This is a genomic window from Propioniciclava tarda (genome assembly GCF_900182665.1).
Taxonomy (GTDB): domain Bacteria; phylum Actinomycetota; class Actinomycetes; order Propionibacteriales; family Propionibacteriaceae; genus Propioniciclava; species Propioniciclava tarda.
In genome coordinates this window covers 1-19,488 of sequence record NZ_FXTL01000014.1, presented here as the reverse complement: position 1 = coordinate 19,488, position 19,488 = coordinate 1, and the positions used below count along the sequence as shown (strand labels likewise).

Annotated in this window: 18 protein-coding genes, 4 tRNA genes and 2 pseudogenes; 18 read left to right on the top strand and 6 right to left on the bottom strand. The window is 68.1% G+C overall.

Annotated features, from left to right (window positions below; translation table 11 throughout):
* Positions 1-90: 90 nt before the first annotated feature.
* The gene (locus FN821_RS10665) at positions 91-1,311 is read right to left on the bottom strand and encodes an arginine deiminase (RefSeq protein ID WP_131172592.1); all 1,221 of its coding nucleotides are present in this window, start codon (positions 1,309-1,311) and stop codon (positions 91-93) included.
* A gap of 103 nt (positions 1,312-1,414) precedes the next feature.
* Here FN821_RS10665 and FN821_RS10660 point away from each other — a divergent pair.
* Positions 1,415-2,188, top strand: a pseudogene (locus FN821_RS10660) (MFS transporter); the annotation flags it as partial.
* Between the two features lie 23 nt (positions 2,189-2,211).
* Here the strand turns inward: FN821_RS10660 and FN821_RS14750 are convergent.
* Together FN821_RS14750 and FN821_RS10650 are read right to left on the bottom strand one after the other, a co-directional pair.
* Positions 2,212-2,667 (bottom strand): annotated as a pseudogene (locus tag FN821_RS14750) (transposase); the annotation flags it as partial.
* A gap of 133 nt (positions 2,668-2,800) precedes the next feature.
* Positions 2,801-4,330 carry a nucleotidyl transferase AbiEii/AbiGii toxin family protein gene (locus FN821_RS10650; protein ID WP_131172590.1) on the bottom strand — a complete coding sequence of 510 codons (1,530 nt, stop codon included), beginning with the start codon at positions 4,328-4,330 and terminating at the stop codon, positions 2,801-2,803.
* Between the two features lie 85 nt (positions 4,331-4,415).
* Between FN821_RS10650 and FN821_RS10645 the strand changes: the two genes are divergently transcribed.
* From FN821_RS10645 to FN821_RS10630, 4 genes are all read left to right on the top strand, one after another.
* Entirely contained in the window at positions 4,416-5,426 is a 1,011-nt protein-coding gene (locus FN821_RS10645; RefSeq protein WP_131172589.1) for a class I SAM-dependent methyltransferase, read from the top strand.
* Between the two features lie 435 nt (positions 5,427-5,861).
* Positions 5,862-6,134 carry a hypothetical protein gene (locus FN821_RS10640; protein ID WP_131172588.1) on the top strand — a complete coding sequence of 91 codons (273 nt, stop codon included), beginning with the start codon at positions 5,862-5,864 and terminating at the stop codon, positions 6,132-6,134.
* A 26-nt stretch (positions 6,135-6,160) separates the two neighbouring features.
* Positions 6,161-7,234 (top strand): IS630 family transposase, encoded by a 1,074-nt coding sequence (locus FN821_RS10635; RefSeq protein ID WP_131172587.1) that lies wholly within the window; start codon positions 6,161-6,163, stop codon positions 7,232-7,234.
* 5 nt (positions 7,235-7,239) lie between these two features.
* Positions 7,240-8,427 (top strand): MFS transporter, encoded by a 1,188-nt coding sequence (locus FN821_RS10630; RefSeq protein WP_131172586.1) that lies wholly within the window; start codon positions 7,240-7,242, stop codon positions 8,425-8,427.
* Between the two features lie 148 nt (positions 8,428-8,575).
* On the opposite strand, the gene FN821_RS10625 is transcribed toward FN821_RS10630, so the two are convergent.
* Positions 8,576-9,397 carry an exodeoxyribonuclease III gene (locus FN821_RS10625; protein WP_165489341.1) on the bottom strand — a complete coding sequence of 274 codons (822 nt, stop codon included), beginning with the start codon at positions 9,395-9,397 and terminating at the stop codon, positions 8,576-8,578.
* A gap of 41 nt (positions 9,398-9,438) precedes the next feature.
* Positions 9,439-9,930, bottom strand: a complete 492-nt coding sequence (locus FN821_RS10620) for a YajQ family cyclic di-GMP-binding protein (RefSeq protein ID WP_131172584.1) — start codon at positions 9,928-9,930, stop codon at positions 9,439-9,441.
* 89 nt (positions 9,931-10,019) lie between these two features.
* Here FN821_RS10620 and FN821_RS10615 point away from each other — a divergent pair.
* From FN821_RS10615 to rpmG, 5 genes are all read left to right on the top strand, one after another.
* A tRNA-Tyr gene (locus FN821_RS10615) sits at positions 10,020-10,104 on the top strand.
* Positions 10,105-10,212: 108 nt separating this feature from the next.
* Positions 10,213-11,454 (top strand): DUF2207 domain-containing protein, encoded by a 1,242-nt coding sequence (locus FN821_RS10610; RefSeq protein ID WP_165489337.1) that lies wholly within the window; start codon positions 10,213-10,215, stop codon positions 11,452-11,454.
* A 54-nt stretch (positions 11,455-11,508) separates the two neighbouring features.
* Positions 11,509-11,581, top strand: a tRNA-Thr gene (locus FN821_RS10605).
* A gap of 49 nt (positions 11,582-11,630) precedes the next feature.
* Positions 11,631-11,703: transfer RNA gene (locus FN821_RS10600), tRNA-Met, on the top strand.
* Positions 11,704-11,736: 33 nt separating this feature from the next.
* Positions 11,737-11,907 (top strand): 50S ribosomal protein L33, encoded by a 171-nt coding sequence (rpmG, locus tag FN821_RS10595; protein WP_131172582.1) that lies wholly within the window; start codon positions 11,737-11,739, stop codon positions 11,905-11,907.
* A gap of 232 nt (positions 11,908-12,139) precedes the next feature.
* Here the strand turns inward: rpmG and FN821_RS10590 are convergent, their stop codons facing one another.
* On the bottom strand, positions 12,140-13,354 hold the full coding sequence (locus tag FN821_RS10590) for a glycosyltransferase (RefSeq protein WP_206662091.1): 1,215 nt from the start codon (positions 13,352-13,354) through the stop codon (positions 12,140-12,142).
* A gap of 44 nt (positions 13,355-13,398) precedes the next feature.
* Between FN821_RS10590 and FN821_RS10585 the strand changes: the two genes are divergently transcribed.
* The 8 genes from FN821_RS10585 to rplA all read left to right on the top strand — a co-directional run bounded on the left by FN821_RS10585 (position 13,399) and on the right by rplA (position 18,671).
* Entirely contained in the window at positions 13,399-13,824 is a 426-nt protein-coding gene (locus tag FN821_RS10585) for an FAS1-like dehydratase domain-containing protein (RefSeq protein ID WP_131172581.1), read from the top strand.
* Positions 13,821-14,237: a MaoC/PaaZ C-terminal domain-containing protein gene (locus FN821_RS10580; RefSeq protein WP_131172580.1), complete on the top strand. Its 417-nt coding sequence runs from the start codon at positions 13,821-13,823 to the stop codon at positions 14,235-14,237. The genes FN821_RS10585 and FN821_RS10580 overlap by 4 nt, the downstream gene beginning before the upstream one ends.
* Positions 14,230-15,315 (top strand): UDP-N-acetylmuramate dehydrogenase, encoded by a 1,086-nt coding sequence (locus FN821_RS10575; RefSeq protein ID WP_131172579.1) that lies wholly within the window; start codon positions 14,230-14,232, stop codon positions 15,313-15,315. Before FN821_RS10580 ends, FN821_RS10575 begins: the two co-directional genes overlap by 8 nt.
* A 505-nt stretch (positions 15,316-15,820) precedes the next feature.
* A tRNA-Trp gene (locus FN821_RS10570) sits at positions 15,821-15,893 on the top strand.
* A gap of 69 nt (positions 15,894-15,962) precedes the next feature.
* Positions 15,963-16,508, top strand: coding sequence for a preprotein translocase subunit SecE (secE, locus tag FN821_RS10565; protein WP_241660217.1), 546 nt, complete (start codon positions 15,963-15,965; stop codon positions 16,506-16,508).
* A 23-nt stretch (positions 16,509-16,531) separates the two neighbouring features.
* The gene (nusG, locus tag FN821_RS10560; protein WP_131172577.1) at positions 16,532-17,359 is read left to right on the top strand and encodes a transcription termination/antitermination protein NusG; all 828 of its coding nucleotides are present in this window, start codon (positions 16,532-16,534) and stop codon (positions 17,357-17,359) included.
* Positions 17,360-17,431: 72 nt separating this feature from the next.
* Positions 17,432-17,863: a 50S ribosomal protein L11 gene (gene rplK / locus FN821_RS10555; RefSeq protein WP_131172576.1), complete on the top strand. Its 432-nt coding sequence runs from the start codon at positions 17,432-17,434 to the stop codon at positions 17,861-17,863.
* A 100-nt stretch (positions 17,864-17,963) separates the two neighbouring features.
* On the top strand, positions 17,964-18,671 hold the full coding sequence (gene rplA, locus FN821_RS10550; protein WP_131172575.1) for a 50S ribosomal protein L1: 708 nt from the start codon (positions 17,964-17,966) through the stop codon (positions 18,669-18,671).
* Positions 18,672-19,488 lie beyond the last annotated feature (817 nt).

Here is a 19,488-nt window from a genome sequence, read left to right as displayed (position 1 = left end):
GAGCTTGTCTAAGCCCCGTGACCAGAGGGCCGTTGGCTGAGCGTGTCGAAGCCGGCTTCGACAAGCGCACCGACGATCAAGAACTCCTGCCTAGAGCGGATCCCTCAGCACCGGGCAGCTCATGCACCGGGGGCCACCACGGCCGCGTCCGAGCTCGCCGCCGGGCACTTCCAGCACCTCGATGCCGTGCCCGCGCAGGAACTCCGACGTGGCGACGTTGCGCTCGTAGGCCACCACGACACCCGGTGCCACGGCGAGGACGTTGCAGGCGTCGTTCCACTGCTCCCGCTCGGCGGTGAGGGCGTCCTGCGGGGGCGTCAGCACGCGGACGGCGTCCAGGCCAAGGGCGCGGGCGAGCACACGGTCGAACTCCGATGCCCGGTGCCCGGACACCTTCAGTCCACCGCGCGGTCCCGGACGCAGGATCAGCGTGTCGCGCGGCCCGAAGCCGGCGTAGCGGACGAACGACTCCGGATCGAGCATCGTCATCACGGTGTCAAGGTGCATCTGCGCGCGCACGTGCGGCATGTCGACCGCGATCACGGACGTCGCGGCGCCCGCCGCGAACAGCCGCTGAGCGACCCGCTCGACGCCGACCGCGGAGGTGCGCTCCGACAGTCCGATCAGGACGGCCCCGTTGCCGATGATCAGCACGTCGCCGCCCTCGAGCGTCGCGGCACCTTCTGCGGCACCGTCGGCCCAGGTCGGAAATTGCTCACCCGCGAACCGCGGGTGCCACCGGTAGATGGCGCCGACGTTCACGGTCTCGCTCATCCGCGCCGGCTTGCGCATCGAGTTGATGGCGACCCCGTCGTAGATCCAGCAGGACGTGTCGCGCGTGAACAGGTGGTTCGGCAGCGGAGGCAGCAGGAACGAGCTGGGGGCCAGCGTCCGGAGGTACAGCGACGGCTTCTCGTCCGTCGCGGCCAGCAGTTCGGCCTTGGTCACGCCGGCGACGAGGACACCCGCCAGGTCGGCGTCCGAGAGGCCGGACGCCCAGGCGTGCAGCATGTCGGCTGTGGCCTTGCCGAAGGAGCGGGGGTCCAGGACGGCGTCCAGGACGTGCGTCCGGGCCTCGGGCACCGCGAGGGTCTCGGTGAGCAGTTCGGTGAGGTAGAGCACCTCGGCGCCCCGAGACGACAGCGTGTGCGCGAACTGGTCGTGCTCGGCCTGCGCCCGGTGTAGCCAGAGGACGTCGTCGAACAGCAGATCGTCCTTGTTGGTGGGGGTCAGGCGGGTCATTTCGTCGCCGGGGCGGTGCAGGATCACCTGCCGCAGTCGTCCGACTTCAGAGCCCACGTGGTACGCCATCGGTCCTCCGTTCCCCGACGCATCGGGTTCGCTGGTTCATCTTGTCGGTACGGGGGTAGCGCCGCAATTTTTCGCGCGGGCGGGTTGTTGCGAAACTAGTCCGATGGACTTCGAGCGCTACGCCGCGGTCTGGCGGTCGCGCTCCGTCAGGCAGGCCGTGCTGTTGGGGGCGCTCGGCAAGGCGCCCTGGTTCGGCGCGACGATGATCTTGATGCTGCAAGTCGTCGGACGCCTCGGCGAGTCCTATTCGGCCGCCGGGCTCCTGTCGGCCGCCTTCACGGTGGCGGTCGGCGCCGCGTCGCCGTGGCGCGGACGCCTCCTCGATCGCGTCGGGCTGCGGCGCACCCTGCTGCCGAGCCTGCTGATCCTGCCACCCGCGTTCATCGTGGCTCCCTGGCTGCCGTACTGGGCTTTGGTCGCGCTGATGACGGCCGTCGGCCTCGTGGCCGTGCCGTGGTTCGCGCTGACCCGCCAGTTGGTGATCGCGGCCGTGCCGGTCGATCAGCGCCGGACGGCCCTGGCCCTGGACTCCATCGCCACCGAGCTGGCCTTCATGATCGGTCCGGCGTTGGGCATCGTCGCGGCGGTCTACGGCGACACCCACTGGGCGATCCCTGGGTTCGCCTGCACCTCGGTCGCCGCCGCCTTCGGCCTGTGGCGCGCGAATCCGCCGCTGGCGTCCGAGGACGCCCCGGCCGTGGCCACTGGACGCGTCCGGTGGGTCAGCGTCGAGGTGGTCGGACTGTTCCTGGCGACCCTGGCGATCACCTTCATCCTCGCCGGTCAGGACCTCTCGATCGTCGCCGCGGTTCGCACGATGAAGGCGGACGCCCTCCTGGCCGTCGCGATGACGGCCTGGGCCGCCGGGTCGTTGGTCGGCGGCATCATCTATGGAACGTCGAAGTCTGCGACCAGCTGGTCGAGCTCGCCGGCCATCACTGACACCTGCGACTTGGACAGGCCGGTGATGCCGAGGGCTTTGACGAGCTTGTCCATCCGACGCGTGCTGACCCCGAGCAGGTAGCAGGTGGCCACCACCGACACCAATGCCTGCTCGGAGCGACGTTGCCTGGCCAACAACCACTCCGGATAGAACGAACCCTCCCGCAGTTTCGGCACGGCCACATCGAGGGTGCCGATGCGGGTGTCGAGGTCACGGTGCCGGTAACCGTTCCGGCGATTGGTTCGGGCCTCGTCCCGGGCCCCGTGCGGTGCGCCGCACACCTGGTCGGCCTGGGCCGACAGGATCGTGTTAACGAACCCCTCAAGGAGTTCGCGGAGCAGGTCAGGTGAGGACTGCCCGAGCAGGGTGTTCAGGAACTGGGCAGGGTCGTAGATACTGGAAACAGCGGTCATCGGTGTGCACTTTCCTTCGAGTTGGTTGTGAGAGATCTCTCGAAGAATCACCCGGTGACCGCCCCTACGTCCGGAGCGACAAGGTCACGATCACCGGCTCGTACACCACTCTGCTGGACTCAACTATGGGGCGCTATCGCTCGATGTTGCGGGTGATGCCGCGTTGGGGCTCTTCCCGTTGCGGGGCTTCGTCCTGCCGGTCGGCGAGCGTCCGTAGTTTGCGGCGGGCGTCGTCGCCTACCGCCTTTGTCAGGGTCGGGGCGACGGCGGCTTGGACGGCGGCGAGTGCGACTGAGTAGTCAGTGAAAGGCGGCTTGGTGCCAGCGAGGGTGGGCACGGTGCGGTTATAGGTTTCAGCCCATCCCGGCGCAGGCTCGGGCATCTCGGTCGGGATGGGGCGCATCTTGCGGAGCTGGTACTGAGTGGTGAGGGCTGCTTGAAGGGTGGCGGGGTTGAAGGGCAGTTGGTCAACGATGAGGGCGGCGTCGTATAGGTCGTGGTAGCGGGTGGATCGGCTTCCCTGGCCGTAGTCCTGGTACATAGCGCATAGCTTGTCGGCGAGCTGGTTCTCGATCGGGTAGAGCGTGATGCCGACCGAGCCGTGGTAGCCGGGAATGGGGACGGGCAATTGCACCTGGTGTCGCTGCGGCTGGTCGTTGAGGGTGACCGCACCGGCAACATCGACAGTGAAGGCGCAAACTGCGACGTCGGTGTCGGAAACCCGGACCTGGACGGTGAGTCGCGCGATGTCGACGTGTCCCAGATCGCTCGATTCCGGGTCCCCGACGTCGAATCGGTAGCGGCCGATGGTGGCCCCGTTGGTCTGGGCAATGAGTGTTCTGGCGGATTCGTCAGCGGTGTCCGGGCCATCGAGGAAGACGTCGAGGTCTCGGGTTCCTCGCGCGTTGTTGAGTCGGCAGAGCAGATTCGTGCCGCCCTTCAAGACCCAGTCGTGTCGCTCGCCGAGGAGCCCGAGGAACTGGAGGCGGAAGAACTCGCTCAACGCTTGGGTTGGGTCCTGCCCTGCGTGCTTCAGCCTGTCTTTGAGCCCGATGTGGGTCACGGGTGGGGCCATTTCCGGCACCACGCTCAGCAGCGTTTTGGAGCGTGCGATCTCGGAGGCCTGCATGAGGCCGTGGCTGATGGCATCTGACACCGCGTCGCGAATGTGCTGAGGCTCCCATCGTTCAACCAGGTCCTCAAGGGTGCGACGAACGCTGGTGACCGGCAGCCCGTCCACGTCGTTGATCTCCTTGGGATGCAGTTTGCGCTGGTGGGTCAGCACTGAGGATGCGGCGGAGGGGCGAAGGCGACGTGACGCCGTGAGATGCACGCCGGTCGTGGTGAAGTCTCCGATGCCGTAGACCAGTGCGGCGCTCTCGTCAGACACCACGACGGGGTCCGGGTCCTCGCGGCGCTGGAACGCGGTTCGGGCAGGTGCCGTGGCGAGCCACTGCGCCTGGATGTCCTCCAGATGATTCCCGGACGCCCCGCCGTACATGGCGTACACGCCGTAACGGACCCTTCTGATCAGCCCGCGGTCGGCCAAGCGGGCAACGTCGACGGCTGACACGCCACGCGCGACAGCCTGAGCGGTGGTGACCAAACCCCACTGTGAGACTGCAACCTCCCCCATGAGGTCCAGAACTTCGCTCGCCTGCATGGCGCAACATTATCAGCCCTCATAAAAGTTGCTCCATGGTTTACGCTCAGACATGGAGACATGACTCCAATGAAGGAAGGACGTGGTGGCTCGCCGCGCACGCTACGACGAACAACCCACGCTCGAGGCGTTCTGGGTGGATCCTGACCCCTTGCCACTGGAACCCGTACCGTCACCCTCCTCCCCCATCCTGGACGTCCCCGAGACCGCCCCGCCGCAGGCGCGTCCGCAGCGGACGGCTCAGCCGGCGACGCTGTTCGACATCGAGGCTGACGACACGCCTCCCCCGCTGTCGCGCGAGCTGCAGGATGCTTTGGCCTACCGCGATCCCGCGCTGGTGAAGCAACGCGCTCAGCATGAGCGCGAGGACGAGCAGCAGCAGCGGACGCGGCGCGGCGCGAAGCCAGCGGCGACGGTGGCTGATTCCGCTGGAATCACGACTCCCGAGCCGGACGTGTTCTCGTTCTCGTCCCAGGACGATTTGGCGCCGGCGACACCGAAGGCGCGCATCGACGCGAACCTGGCGGCGCTGCGGACCTTGCGCAGCATCCAGGCCGAGCAGCGGGCAGCTACCCCTGCGGAGCAGGCGGTGTTGGCGCGGTGGAGCAGCTGGGGGGCCACCGGCGTCGCCCAGGTGTTTGACGAAGACCGGCCACAGTATGAGGCGATCCGGGCCGAGTTGCGCGAGCTGCTGCCGGAGGCCGAGTACGACGCGGCGCGGCGCACCATGCTGAACGCCCACTACACGGACAACTCGATCGTTCAGGCGATGTGGCAGGCGGTGCAGGATCTCGGATTCACGGGCGGGACCGTCCTCGAGCCAGGGTGCGGCTCTGGGACGTTCATTGGTGCCGCTCCCCCGTCGGCCCAGATGACCGGCGTCGAACTGGATCCCACCACGGCGGCGATCGCGCAGGCCCTCTACCCGACTGCAACGGTGCGACCTGAGTCGTTCGCGGACACCCGCTACCCCGCAGGCCACTTCGATTTGGCGATCGGCAACGTGCCGTTCGGCGACATCGTGTTGCACGACCCCGCTACAACGCGCAGCGTCTCGCGCTCCACAACCACTTCATCGTCAAGTCGCTGGAACTGACCCGCTCGGGCGGCCTGGTGGCGGTGCTGACGTCGCGGCACACCATGGACGCCGGCAACCCTACGGCGCGACGCGAGTTCAACGCTCGCGCGGACCTGGTGGCCGCCATCCGGTTGCCGTCCGGGGCACACAAGCGGGCCGCTGGCACCGAGGCGGTGACCGATCTGCTGATTTTTCGCCGGCGTGAACCTGGGGCGACGCCGCTGTCGACGTCATGGGAGAACACGACCATGGTCGACCTGGAGGGCCCCAACGGGCTGGAAAGCACCCGGATCAACTCCTACTGGCTCGATCATCCTGACCGCGTGCTGGGCACGCAGAAGCTCGCTGTGGGCCTCCACGGCCGTGGTGGACGGCAACCCAGGATTGGCCGCACAGGATGCGGCACAGGCCCTGACAGGTGCCATCGCTGCGGCGCGGGAACGCGGCTTGGTGATGACCGAACGCACCGCCGAGCAAGTCAAGCAAGCCGCAGGCTGGGTGGCGGCGTCCCCGCACGCGATCGAGGGCCAGGTCGACCGCGCTGCTGACGGCACCTTCACGGTGGTCACTGAGGGTGCGGTTGCGCCGTTGGCCATCCCGAAGACCCAAGCAGCTGAGGTGGCGGCACTCATCACGATGCGTGACGAGGCCCGAGCGCTCATCGCTGCCGAGGCGGCGGACCTTGACGACTCGCCCCAGCTAGTGCGGCGTGTCGTTAGTGTTTGATGGTTTGGTGGTTGGGATGATGGGGCATGGCGAATCGTCCTGCCCCTGCCCTGGTGCTGCGTGAGGGTGATCTGGAGCGGTTGTCCCGGATCGTTCGGTCGACGGCGGAGCGGGCCGGGTTGGTGCTGCGGTCGCGGATCGTGCTTCTGGCTGCCGAGGGGCTGGCAAACGAATCGATCGCGGAACGGGTCGGGGTGGCCCGGAACACGGTGCTGGCGTGGCGCCGTCGCTATGCGCAGTCCGGGCTGAGGGGCTTGGAGGATCAGGCCCGTTCGGGTCGGCCGCGCAGGATCGATCACCGCAAGATCGTGTCGACCACGTTGAAGCCGCCGCCGAAGAAGTATGGGGTGACGCACTGGTCGAGCCGGCTGCTGGGCAAGCATCTGGGGATCGGGAACAAGACGGTCGCGGTGGCATGGCGGGAGTACGGGGTACAGCCATGGCGGGCCGAGACGTTCCGGTTCTCGACCGACCCCGAGCTGGTCGGCAAGGTGAACGACGTTGTCGGGTTGTACTTGAACCCGCCGGAGAACGCCATCGTGCTGTGCGTGGACGAGAAGTCCCAGATCCAGGCCCTGGACCGGACAGCGCCGTTGTTGCCGATACGGGAGGGCTCGTGCGAGAAGCGGACCCACGACTACGTCCGGCACGGCACCTCAACGTTGTTCGCCGCCTTGGAGATCGCCACCGGCAGGGTGACCGGCGCCTGTAAGCCGCGGCACCGCAACACCGAGTTCCTGGCGTTCCTCAAACAAGTGGCCCGCGCCTACCCCGACCAGGACCTACACCTGGTGATGGACAACTACGCCGCCCACAAGCACCCGAACGTGAAGGCCTGGCTGGAGGCGCACCCGCGCGTGAAGTGTCACTTCACCCCGACACACGCTTCCTGGATGAACCTGGTCGAGGTCTGGTTCGGCATCATCGAACGTCAGGCCATCCACCGCGGCACCTTCGGCTCGGTCAAGGACCTCAACGCCAAGATCCGCGCCTTCATCACCGGCTGGAACGACCGCTGCCACCCCTTCGTCTGGACCAAGACCGCCGACCAAATCCTCAAGAAAGCCAAACGCTCAACAACCTCAGAAACGCCGCACTAGACCAGATGCGAAGCCAGCTCGCGGATCGCTGGCGCGACTACGTCGGCAAGTACGGGCCCATCAACCGCGTCACGCTGCGCCCGACCGGACGCACCGACCCCGACACCGGCGAGACGATCCAAGCCCGGATCACCCCCGCAGCCGTTCGTGCTCTGCGATCCGACCCATCAGCGGCCCTGCTGTGGGGCCTGGAGGTCTTCGACGAGGCCGCAGGCACTGCTGAGCCCGCCGCCTTGCTGCGACAGCGGGTCGTCGTCACTCGCCAGCCCGTCCGTGGCGTCGACAACGCTTTTGATGGGCTGTCCGTCGTCCTCGACACCATGGGCGCCGTCGACCTGGACGCCATCAGTCACCTGACCGGCACCGACGTCGACACGGTCGTCGCCGAGCTCGGCGATGCGATCTACCAGCTGCCAGGTACAGACTCCTGGCAGACCCGCGAGTACCTGTCGGGCAACGTCCGCAAGAAGCTGCACCAAGCGCGCGTCGCCGATCTGGAGACACCCGGACACTGGCAACGCAACATCGACGCCCTGCAAACGGTGATGCCCGCCGACCTGCAGGCCGGGGACCTGAGTCCACGGATCGGCGCGGTGTGGATCTCGGCAGAAGATCACCAACAGTTCCTGCGAGACACGCTCGATCTGCCGCGCGTTCGCGTCGACCACGTTCCTGGCGTGGGGCGGGCGGTCGAGAACGGCTCCTGGGGTGTCAAAGCCACCGAAGAGTGGGGCACCCCCCGCCTGGACGCCGGCTCGATCTTCGAGCACCTGGCCAGGCAGCGACCCATCGCCATCTTCGACACCGACCCGGACAAGAAGCGCATCTACAACCCGGTGGCGTCCGCGGCCGCAATCGAGAAGGGCAGGTTGCTGCAGGAACGCTGCGACCCCTGGGTGCTGTCGCTGCTGCTGGCGGTCATGGGGCTCTGCTGCGCGCCGGCGATCGCGGCCGCGGCCGAGGCCATCAGCCACGCTGTTCCGGAGGCCCGCCGCGGCGACGCCATGGGCTGGCAGGGCACGTTCTCCACCCTCGGCAACGCGGTCGCGCCGCCGTTCGTCGGCTTCGCCATCGACCACGGCGGCTGGCAGCAGGGCTTCTGGGTGGCCGGGATGGGCGGCGCCGTCGCGGTCGGCATCGCCGCGGCCCTGCTGGCGTTCGGACGCCGCCGCGCGGCCCGCGCGGTGGTCTAATCCAAGCCGCCTGTCGTCGGCTGAGCCGTCCCAACGAGGACTCCGCCGCGACCGCCCTGGGGCGGACGACATCCCATGCTCGACGCCTGCCAACTGCCTCCCGCAAGGCGTGTCGCGCGTCGAGCATGGGAGTTGGAACATCGGACGCTCAGCAGTCGTAGTCCACGACCACCGGCGCGTGATCGGAGAGCCGCAGCGACGAGTGCGACTCCCGATCGGTTCCGGCGGCCACCGCCGACCGGGCCAGCCCGGGTGTCGCGAGCTGGTAGTCGATGCGCCAGCCGACGTCGGCGTCGAAGCGCCCGTCGAGCCAGCTCCACCACGAGTACGGGCCCTGTTCCCCCGGGACCACGTGCCGCACCACATCGATCAGCGTCCGCGGCCCGAGCAGCGAGCCGAACCACTCGCGCTCGTGGGAAAGGAAGCCCTCCATGCGCTTCGACGTCCGCCAGTTCTTCAGGTCGAGTTCGGCGTGGGCGATGTTGAAATCGCCCATGACGGCGAACTCCCGCCCGCGGCGTCCGGCCTCACGCCTGGCCCGCGTCAGGTAGGCGCGAAAGGACCTCATGAAGGCGACCTTCCGGGCGTACTTGGCCGGATCGGCGTCCGGGCCGTCGTGCGTGGCGCCCTTGGGCAGGTACAGCGAGCCCAGCGTCAGCGGGACGTGACCCGGGGCGTCCAGGTCGATCTCGAGGTAGCGCCCGTGCTCGTCGGTGGGGCGGTGGCCGAAGCCGATCCTGACGGCGCTCGGCGGCGTCCGCGTCAACAACGCGACCCCGTTGCGGCCCGCCAGCACGCCAGCGTGGTAGCTCAGGTGGTACCCGGCCACCGCCTCGGCCGGGATCAACTCCGCCGGGCAGCGCACCTCTTGCAGGGCGACGACGTCGCAGTCGCGTGCGGCCAGCCAGTCGCCGAACCCGCGCCGGACGGCAGACCGGATGCCGTTGACGTTGTGGGTGGCGATGCGCAGCACCGCAGCACCCTAGCCGGCCGCCGCCGGTCGGCCGGCGGCTACCGGTAGTTCGTGAACTGGACCGCGAAGTCGTAGTCGGCGCCCTTGATCAGCGCCTGGCACTTTTGCAGGTCGTCGCGCGACTTGGACGACACGCGCAGCTCGTCGCCCTGAATCTGCGTCTTGACGGCCTTGGGGCCCTCGTCGCGCAGCAGCTTGGCAATCTTCTTCGCGTTCTCCTGCGAGATGCCCTGCTGCATGGACGCGGTGATCTTCCACACCTTGCCCGAGAGCCGGGGCTCGCCGGCGTCCAGCGACTTCAGGTCGATCTTGCGGCGGACCAGCATCGTCTGGAACACGTCGAGGACGGCTTTGACCCGCTCCTCGCCGGACGCCTCCAGCTCGATCGCCTCGCCCGACTTCTTGATGGAGGCGCCGGTGCCCTTGAAGTCGTAGCGCTGCCCGACCTCCTTGGCCGCCATATTGAGGGCGTTGTCGACCTCCATCTGATCGACCTTGCTCACGACGTCGAAGCTGCTGTCGCCTGCCATGTCACTCCTGTATCGCCGGATGATTCATCCGATTGGGCGCTGGGGTTGGGAGTTGGTAGTGTATTCCTCCGCTGGCGGTAGTCAGCACTGGCAGGTTGCCCGAGCGGCCAAAGGGAGCGGTCTGTAAAACCGTCGGCAAAGCCTACGTAGGTTCGAACCCTACACCTGCCACCACAAGCCCGGATGCGTCCGGGCTTGTTCCGTTAATGCCCCATGGGTCACCTTCAAAGCCCTCCTGGACGCCTCCCGCGCGGCCTTGGCGCGGGGCTGCAGAATGGACCCATGGCACCCGTCGAACTCGGACTCCTGACCCTTGCCGTGCTGGCGTGGATCGCGGTCGGGGTGGTGGCCGTCGTGGCCAAGGCGTTCCACCGCGATGAGGTCTTCACCAACGCCATCCCGGGCACGATCCCTCGGGACGCCTCCACGGCTCCCCGGCACCGCGTCCAGGGTGTGAGCCAGGAGTACGACGGGGAGATCCCGGTCTCGTTCTCACCTCCTCGCGGTCTCACGCCAGGTCTCGTTGGCACGGTGGTCGACGGTTCGGTCGACTCGCGCGACCTGACGGCGACCCTGATCGACCTCGCCCGCCGCGGACATCTGAGCATCGAGGCCGTCCCCGGGTACGGGGAGCCCAGCAAGGCGATGAAGGACTACGCGAGGCGTCCGGTGGACGAGGAACGTAAAACGGACTGGCTCCTCAAGCGTGCGGACGAGCCCCCCGCGGACCACCTGAGTCCCCTTGAGCACGACCTGTTGAAGGGCCTGTTCCACGGCAACGATCGCATGCGGATGGGCAACCTCGACCAGCCCGCCCTGCAGGCCTTGCGCGAAGCGCAGGTCGGCCTCTACCGCGAGGTCGTGGAGCATGGCTGGTATCGCAAGCACCCCCAAGCCAAGGGCGGTGCGGGATGTCTGCTGATCGGCCTCGGGGTCGTCCTGGCGGGGCTCTTCATCGCCGTCAAGCAGACTTGGCCGGTCTTCATCGCGGCGGCGCTCGTCGTGGGCGCGTTCATCGTTCTGTCCCGCGCCCTGCGCGGCCGGACGCCTCGCACGGCCGAGGGCTCTGCCGTTCGCATCCAGGCACTGGGGTTCAAGAAGTACCTGGCCACGGCCGAGGCCGAGCAGTTCAAGTTCGAGGAGGCGGCCGGCCTGTTCAGCCGCTACCTGCCGTACGCCATGGTCTTCGGGGTCGCGCAGCACTGGGCGAAGGTCTTCGGTGACGTCGCCCGCAACGCGCAGGCGTCCGGCTGGACGGGCGACCTCACACCCGACCTGCTGTGGTTCGACGGCCCCGGTGTCGACTTCTCGGACCTCCTCTTCTGGGACAGCCTGGACGGCGATCTCGACCTGTTCGGCGCCGCGGACGGCCTGGTCGAACTGGGCGGCGGAGCCGTCGAGGGCCTGGGGGAGGTGGCCACCCAACTGGGCGACTTCATGGGCTCGCTGGACTTCCTGGACGGCCTCGGCGACGGGTGTGATGTGGGCGGTTGCGGCGACGTCGGCGGCTGCATCGACCTCTGATCCTGGGCGATTTGTGGGGCCGTTGTCGGCGCGTGTATGTTTATCCGACGTCCGGCCCCTATAGCTCAGTCGGCAGAGCGTCTCCATGGTAAGGAGAAGGTCTGCGGTTCGATTCCGCATGGGGGCTCTGTGTTCGCCCATGGCGTCCGGTTCCGCCGGACGTCCTGGCGGGCCAGGGCGGGATAGCTCAGACGGTAGAGCAAGCGGCTCATAATCGCTGTGTCACGGGTTCAAGTCCCGTTCCCGCTACCGAGTGAGTCCAGCACTGAAAGAGAGAAGACGATGGCCAAGAAGGCTGGCGAGATCCGCCCCAAGATCACCATGGCCTGCACCGAGTGCAAGGACCGCAACTACATCACCAAGAAGAACCGGCGCAACGATCCCGATCGCATGGAGCTGAAGAAGTTCTGCCCGAAGTGCAAGACGCACACGGCGCACAAGGAAACGCGCTGACCTCACGTCACCACGGACGGGCCGACCCAGGTGGGTCGGCCCGTTCTGCGTTTCGGGGCCGGACGCCGTGGCCGCCGGGTCGCACTCGGCTGGCCCACCCGGTTGCTGGGCGCGACTGCCCAGACCGGACGCCGCGCCGCCGGTCCCAGCGGAACCACTCCGGCGTCCGACCCAAGGAGTCATGGTCGACTGCCCAGACCGGACGCCGTGCCGCCGGTCCCAGCGGAACCACTCAGGCGTCCGACCGAATGAGACCTTCGTAGCTGGACGCGAGCCGCGCGGCGATGTCGGGCCAGGCGAACCGGCGCGCGTGGATGCGGGCGATCGTGCCCATGCGCTGCCGCAGCGGCTCGTCGACGAGCAGCCGGATCAGCGTCGTTCCCCAACTGGACGGCTCCCGGTCGTGCATCAGGTAGCCGGTCTCCTCGTGGACGACGACCTCGCGCAGCCCGCCCGTCGAGGACGCAAGCACCGGCACCCCGGACGCCGCGCCTTCCAAGGCGACGAGACCGAACGTCTCGGAGTGGGACGGAACCAGCAGCGCCTGGCTGTGACGCATCAGGCGCGCCAGGTCCGGACGCGACTGCGCACCGACGAAGTGCACGTGGTCGCGCATGCCCAGCCCCTCGATCAGACGCTCGACCTCGGTGCGGTAGTCGGCGAAGTCGGCGGAGATGTCGCCGGCGATCATCAGGTCCGGACGCATCCCCACCGGCACCTGGGCGAGCGCGCGGATCGCCAGGTCGGCGCCCTTGAGCGGCTGCAGGCGGGCCGCCATCAGCACGTAGCCGGCTCGCGAGCCGCACCACGGGCATGCCGGACGCTCCTCGCTGGGCGCCGCTGGACGGAACTCGTCCAGGTCGACGCCCGGCGGAATCACCAGCACCCGCGCAGGGTCGGCGCCGCAGCGCTCGACCACGGTGCGCGCCTCGGCCGTGCTCACCGCCACGATGGCGTCCGAACGACGCGCCAGCAGGGCCTCGCCCGCGACGCGTCCGGGCGACTCAGGCGGCTCGCCGTCCGACAGGGGCGAGCCGGGCAGCGCGGCGACCGAGTGGTAGCTCTGCACGTGCGGGACGCCCCACGCGGCGGCGGCGTCCAGGGCGGCCATGCCGCTCATCCAGTGGTGGGAGTGCACCAGGTCCGGGCGCGGCAGCCGCTCCAGCCCCGCAGCGAACTCGTCGATGTGGGCGTCGATCTCGCTCTTGGCGAGGGGGCGGGCTGGGCCGGCGTCGAGATGGCGCAGCCAGACCCGGTCGGCGAGTTCCTCGAGGTCGAGCTGGTCGGGCGAGGTGCGCCGGGTGACCAGCTCGACGGTGTGGCCGAGATCGGCGAGCGCCCGTGCCTGCGCCGACTCCACGACGTTCATGCCGCCCGCGTCCCCGGCCCCGGGGGCCTCGGCGGGGGAGGTGTGCATCGAGACGAACAGGAGCTTCAGGCGGGCCACGGACGCACCTTAGCGCCGGCCCCGCCGGCCGCTAGCCTGGGGCCATGCGTGCCATCGAGGAGCGGACGGGGTTCAGCTTCCCGCCCACAGCCCCCTATTCCGTGACCGCCGGAAAGATCCGCGAGTTCGCGGCCGCCCTGGGCGATGCCAACCCGCGCTTCGCGGGCGAGGACGCAGTCGCGCCGCCGACCTTCGCGGCCGTCCTGGCCGCGGACGCGTGGGACGGACTCTTCACCGATCCGGAGCTCGATCTGCAGCTGAAGCGGACGATCCACTACGACCAGAAGTTCGCGTACGCGCGTCCGCTGCGGGCGGGCGACGTGGTCACGGCGACCCTCACGATCGAGAAGGTGCGCGTCCGGGGCAACACGGCGTTCATCACGGTGTCGGTGGCCCTGGCGACCGTCGCCGGCGAGCATCTGTGCACCGCCACCTCGACCCTGCTGCACACCTGGGAGGACGAATCATGAGCGAGCTGGCCGGCGTCGAGGTGGGCACCGAGCTGCCCCCGATCACGGTCACCCTCACGCGCGCATCGCTGGTGCGCTACGCCGGGGCGTCCGGGGACTTCAACCCGATCCACTACTCCGACCATTTCGCTCGGGCGCTCGGCCTGGAGACCTGCATCGCGCACGGCATGCTGACGATGGGCACGGCGCTGCGGGTCGTCACGGACTGGTGCGGCGATCCGGCCCGGGTGCTGAGCTACGGCGTCCGCTTCGCGAAGCCGGTGCCCGTGCCGGACGACGCCGAGGGGGCGTCCGTCACCTTCGCCGGACGCGTCACCAAGGTCTCGGACGCCGTCGCGACCGTCACGATCGACGCGCTGTGCGGCGAGGAGAAGGTGCTCGCCGCCGCGACCGCGGAGGTCGCGCTTGCCTGAGCTCCTCGCCGATCACACCACCTTCCGCATCGGGGGTCCGGCCAAGACCTGGATCGAGGCAACCACCGAAGCGCAGTTGGTGGACGCCGTCCGCTCGGCCGACGACGCCGGCGAGCCGGTTCTGATCCTGTCCGGCGGCTCGAACCTGCTGGTCAGTGACGACGGGTTCCCCGGCACGGTCGTGCGGGTGGACACGAAGGGCATCTCGTCAGAAGGCTCGTTCTGCGAGTTCGACGCGGACGCCTCGTCTGGCCTGTCGACCGGTGGGGGGGCGGCCTGTGGTGGGTACCTCCTGACCGTCGCTGCCGGCGAGGACTGGGACTCCTTCGTCGCCTACGCCGTCGCGAACGAGTTGGTCGGCGTCGAGGCGCTGTCCGGCATCCCGGGGCTCGTCGGCTCGACCCCGATCCAGAACGTGGGCGCCTACGGCCAGGAGGTCTCGCAGACGATCTGGAGCGTCCGCACCTACGACCGCATCGCGCGAGCGCAGAAGACGTTCGCCAACGCGGACTGCGGGTTCGGCTACCGGCACAGCCGGTTCAAGGCCGAGCCCGGACGCTACGTCGTCCTCGAGGTCACCTTCCAGTTGGAGCAGGGCAGGCGATCGGCCTCGATCCGGTTCGGAGAGTTGGCCCGCACCCTCGGTGTGGACGCCGACGGTCGCGCCCCCTTGGGGGCCGTCCGGGACGCCGTTCTGCGGCTCCGTCGCGGCAAGGGCATGGTGCTGGACGCGGCCGACCACGACACCTGGAGCGCCGGCTCGTTCTTCACCAATCCGATTCTGGACGCCGACACCGCGGCCTCGCTGCCCGGCGAGGCGCCGCGGTTCGAGCAGCCCGACGGCCGGGTCAAGTCGAGCGCGGCCTGGCTGATCGAGCACGCCGGTTTCGGCAAGGGCTTCGGGGAGCCGCCGGCGACCCTGTCGACCAAGCACACCCTGGCTCTCACGAATCGAGGCGGCGCGTCGGCGTCCGATGTCGTCGCCTTGGCGAGGACGATCCGAGCCGGCGTCCGGGAACGGTTCGGGGTGTCGCTCGTGCCCGAACCGGTGCTGATCGGCGTCAGCCTCGACGACTGAACGCCCGCCCGGGCCGAGAAGGCAGTTGGACCCTGCAGCAAGACGGCTCTGATCGGCCGGGGAAACCCACTGGCCAAGCCGATCACCTTGTGCAGGGCGATCTCGCCTGTTGTCCAGGGCACCTCACTTGTTGTCCGAGGCGACCTCACAGTTCTCCAAGGCGATCTCACCGTGGTCGAGCGAGGTAGCCGGTGGCTGAGCTTGTCGAAGCCCTGTGCGCTGCGGCCTGCGCCCAGCTCAGCCAGCCTCGTCTCGGCCCTCCCGACGCCCACGGGGGCAGTGACTGATTCCCGTCCGATCCAGTCAGTGGGGCGCCTGTTCGGACGCCAGCGGACCGGCTCCGGACTCGCCCACGGTCCCACGAACGGTCGCGCGAGGGGCCGGCTCGCGGCGTCCGGTCGGTTCGACTTTGACGTAGCCCACCCCCTACACTCGACTTTCCGGTGGACCTTTCCACGGTCGAGCCATGCCCATAGGGCGGCCGATCGCAGCAAGGAAAGCCTTTAGGGCAATAGCTCAACTGGCAGAGCAGCGGTCTCCAAAACCGCAGGTTGGGGGTTCGAGTCCCTCTTGCCCTGCTGGGCCGGGTCATCTCGGCTCCGCAACAAAGGGGCGCCTGGCGCCCGATGAATGGTGAGGACGTAGACGTGGTGGATCCCAGGACCGGTAGCGGAACCGGCGATCCGTCGACCCCCGACGACCTGCCCGGCGAGTTCTTGACCAGCGCTGAGTTGGACGATCCGGACACCTACGAGATCACCGACGACGAAACCGAGGCGGAGGAGCTGACCGACATCGCTCCGGACACCGATGCCGGGGTCGAGATTGACGATCCCGACCAACTGGCTGAGGCTGAAGAGGGCGCCCGCGAGGCGGAGAGCTCGGAGCCCGCTTCGCTCGCCGCCCAGGTCAAGCAGAACCGCCCAACCCGCAAGCTGGCCGAACCGCCCGCCAAGAAGGGTGTTGCGACGCCGTCGCGGAACCGGGCGAAGCCCGTCGCGGCAGAGAAGCGGACCACGCCGGCGCAGTTCGTGGGGCAGTCGGTCGACGAACTCAAGAAGGTCGTCTGGCCGACGCCGCAGCAGGTGCGTCAGTACTTCGGCGTCGTGCTGGTCTTCGTCTTGTTCATCATGGCCTACGTGGTCGCCCTGGACACGGGCTTCGGCGCCCTGCTGCTGAAGTTCCTCGGTTAGCCGGACACGAGTACGGAGACGCTGTGACGCAAGAGAACACTTCCCCCTTCGACGGGGCGGACGACGACGCGATTCAGATCGACCTCGGCGTGGCCGATGATCTGGACGCCGACGACATCCACATCGATCTCGGCTTCGGCGACGCCGACGCGGCGTCCGATGACGACGTCCTGGCCAACCTGACGGGCGGCGCGGACGAGACTCCCGATGAGGACGCCGAGGTTTCCGCCGACGCTGCCGCCGCGGACGAGGCCGTCATCGACGAGCTGCGTCAGCGGCTGCGCCTCGAGCCGGGGGACTGGTACGTGATCCACACCTACTCGGGTATGGAGAATCGCGTGAAGCAGAACCTCGACTCGCGCGTGAAGACGCTCGGCATGGAGGACTACATCTTCGAGTCGATCGTTCCGACCGAGGACGTGGTCGAGATCCGCAACGGGGCGCGCAAGACGGTCACCCGGACGGTTCTACCGGGCTACGTCCTCGTCCGCATGGAGATGAACGACGAGTCGTGGGGAGCCGTCCGGCACACCCCGTCGGTGACGGGCTTCGTGGCGCACGCCAACGCCCCCGTGCCGCTGTCGCTGGACGAGGTCGAGAAGATGCTCGCTCCGGCCCTGCTGGCGAAGGCGGCTGCTGCGGCGTCCGGCCCGAGCCCGCGCAAGAAGAAGATTGAGGTCGTCGACTTCTCGGTGGGCGACAACGTGATGGTGGTGCAGGGGCCCTTCGCAGGCGTGCATGCGTCCATCACCGAGATCAACGCGAACAGCCGGCGTCTCAAGGCGTTGGTGGAGATCCTGGGGCGGGAAACCCCTGTGGATCTCGAGTTCTCCCAGGTCCAGAAGGACTGACCGAACGCGTTCGCGCGCTAACCCAGGCGGGGTGTCCCGGCTCCGCCATCGAACAAGCAAGGACCCAACAGAATGCCTCCCAAGAAGAAGGTGGCGGCGATCGTCAAGGTCGCCCTCAAGGCGGGCGCGGCTACGCCTGCGCCGCCGGTCGGTACCGCGCTCGGTCCGCACGGCGTCAACATCATGGAGTTCTGCAAGCAGTACAACGCTCGCACGGAAGCCATGCGTGGGACGGTCGTCCCGGTCGAGATCACGATCTTCGAAGACCGGACGTTCCAGTTCATCACGAAGACGCCGCCGGCTGCGGAGCTCATCAAGCAGGCCGCTGGCCTCAAGAGCGGCAGCGCCAAGCCGAACAAGGACAAGGTCGGCAAGCTCACGTCAGCTCAGGTCCGTGAGATCGCCGAGACCAAGATGCCCGACCTCAACGCGAACGATGTCGACGCGGCCATGAAGACCGTCGCCGGCACCGCCCGTTCGATGGGCGTGGTCATCGAGGGCTGACGCCCACACGGTGGTCGGCTCACGGGCTGGCCATCCCTTTTCTGCGGCAGGGCCTGCGCGGCCCACACCGCACCTGGTCAAGACAAGAAAGACACCAGTCATGAAGCGCAGCAAGGCATATCGCGCAGCGTCGGAGAACATCGACGCCGCTCAGGTTTACAGCCCGGAGGAGGCGCTGGCTCTCGTCAAGGAGAACGCCACCGCCAAGTTCGATGAGACGGTCGAGGTCGCCATTCGCCTCGGCGTCGATCCCCGTAAGGCCGACCAGATGGTCCGCGGCACGGTCAACCTGCCCAACGGCACCGGCAAGACGGCACGGGTCCTCGTCTTCGCCACCGGCCCGAACGCGCAGGCTGCCCTCGATGCCGGTGCCGACGAGGTCGGCGCCGACGAACTGGTCGACAAGATCGCCGGTGGCTACCTCGACTTCGACGCCGTCGTCGCCACGCCGGACATGATGGGCAAGGTCGGACGCCTCGGGCGCGTCCTCGGCCCGCGCGGTCTCATGCCGAACCCGAAGACCGGCACCGTCACCATGGACGTCGCGAAGGCTGTCACCGACATCAAGGGCGGCAAGATCGAGTTCCGTGTCGACCGGCACGCGAACCTCTGCTTCATCGTCGGCAAGGCTTCGTTCACCACGAAGCAGCTGGCGGAGAACTACTACGCCGCGGTCGAGGAGGTCGTCCGGCACAAGCCGGCGGCCGCCAAGGGTCGCTACATCCGCAAGATCACGATGGCTTCCACGATGAGCCCCGGCGTTGCTGTCGACACCACCAAGGTGAAGACGCCGAAGGACGAGAGCTAAGCCGTCCCGCAAGCCGTGCAAGGGCCCACCCGGATGTCCGGGTGGGCCCTTGGCGTTCCACCCCGGAGCTCCTTCACCTAGGCCATCGCTCCGCTGCCTATAGGCCACGCCTCCGCCTCGTCCACCGGGGCCAGCTGTCGGCCGCTTCCCCCGCGGGTCAGGCGTCGAGAGTCACCCCAGTCACCATCGCCCTCATCGAGGGCCACAACGCGTCCTACGGCTCTCGCCTGTCGTTGCGGGCGCGCGCCCCCAGAAACCGAGTGGCCAGGATGGGCTCTAGGCTGGGTGTGCTCCCGAGGTTCCTCCGCACCGTCGCACGGGTCTGGGCTTTCGTCCTTCTGGTGGCCCTTCGAAACCTGAGTGGCGTGGATGTCGGGCTGGATGTGCTCCCTAGGTCTTCCGCACCGCCTACGGGTCTCGGGTTCCGTCGCGGTGCGCCCATCCGTCGAAACCCTGAGCCACGTCCACGCACTCCAGGGTTGTTGTGCACTGACGTCCGCGGCGCGTGCCTCGAGGATCGCTCCCTCGGACAACTCCACCACCGACCGTCGAACGATGCCGATTTGGTCCAGTCGACCAATTGCGTCTACCCTTGTCAGGCACTCCTCCACCGAGTCGCCAGCTCTTCCAGCCGGCGCTCACGAGTCACCGAAGGTCGATTTGACGGCCACCGGGTCAATGACTAAAGTTGGTCGAGTTGCCCCACGGACGGCCCCGGCCGGAGGTGGTGTGCTTCGGAAGTTTGAGAACTCAACAGCGTGCTTAGGTCAATGCCATTTTTTGGTGCACTATAAACAAGATTCGTTTTGTTTGTGTG

What these genes read in the sequence shown, in the direction of transcription:
- FN821_RS10580 (WP_131172580.1), top strand. Translation starts at nt 13,821, where the DNA reads ATGAGCGAGCTGGCCGGCGTCGAGGTGGGCACCGAGCTGCCCCCGATC.
- FN821_RS10610 (WP_165489337.1), top strand. Translation starts at nt 10,213, where the DNA reads ATGGCACCCGTCGAACTCGGACTCCTGACCCTTGCCGTGCTGGCGTGG.
- rplK (WP_131172576.1), top strand. Translation starts at nt 17,432, where the DNA reads ATGCCTCCCAAGAAGAAGGTGGCGGCGATCGTCAAGGTCGCCCTCAAG.
- FN821_RS10650 (WP_131172590.1), bottom strand. Translation starts at nt 4,330, where the DNA reads ATGCAGGCGAGCGAAGTTCTGGACCTCATGGGGGAGGTTGCAGTCTCA.
- FN821_RS10630 (WP_131172586.1), top strand. Translation starts at nt 7,240, where the DNA reads ATGCGAAGCCAGCTCGCGGATCGCTGGCGCGACTACGTCGGCAAGTAC.
- rpmG (WP_131172582.1), top strand. Translation starts at nt 11,737, where the DNA reads ATGGCCAAGAAGGCTGGCGAGATCCGCCCCAAGATCACCATGGCCTGC.
- FN821_RS10635 (WP_131172587.1), top strand. Translation starts at nt 6,161, where the DNA reads ATGGCGAATCGTCCTGCCCCTGCCCTGGTGCTGCGTGAGGGTGATCTG.
- FN821_RS10665 (WP_131172592.1), bottom strand. Translation starts at nt 1,311, where the DNA reads ATGGCGTACCACGTGGGCTCTGAAGTCGGACGACTGCGGCAGGTGATC.
- FN821_RS10585 (WP_131172581.1), top strand. Translation starts at nt 13,399, where the DNA reads ATGCGTGCCATCGAGGAGCGGACGGGGTTCAGCTTCCCGCCCACAGCC.
- FN821_RS10640 (WP_131172588.1), top strand. Translation starts at nt 5,862, where the DNA reads ATGACCGAACGCACCGCCGAGCAAGTCAAGCAAGCCGCAGGCTGGGTG.
- FN821_RS10620 (WP_131172584.1), bottom strand. Translation starts at nt 9,930, where the DNA reads ATGGCAGGCGACAGCAGCTTCGACGTCGTGAGCAAGGTCGATCAGATG.
- rplA (WP_131172575.1), top strand. Translation starts at nt 17,964, where the DNA reads ATGAAGCGCAGCAAGGCATATCGCGCAGCGTCGGAGAACATCGACGCC.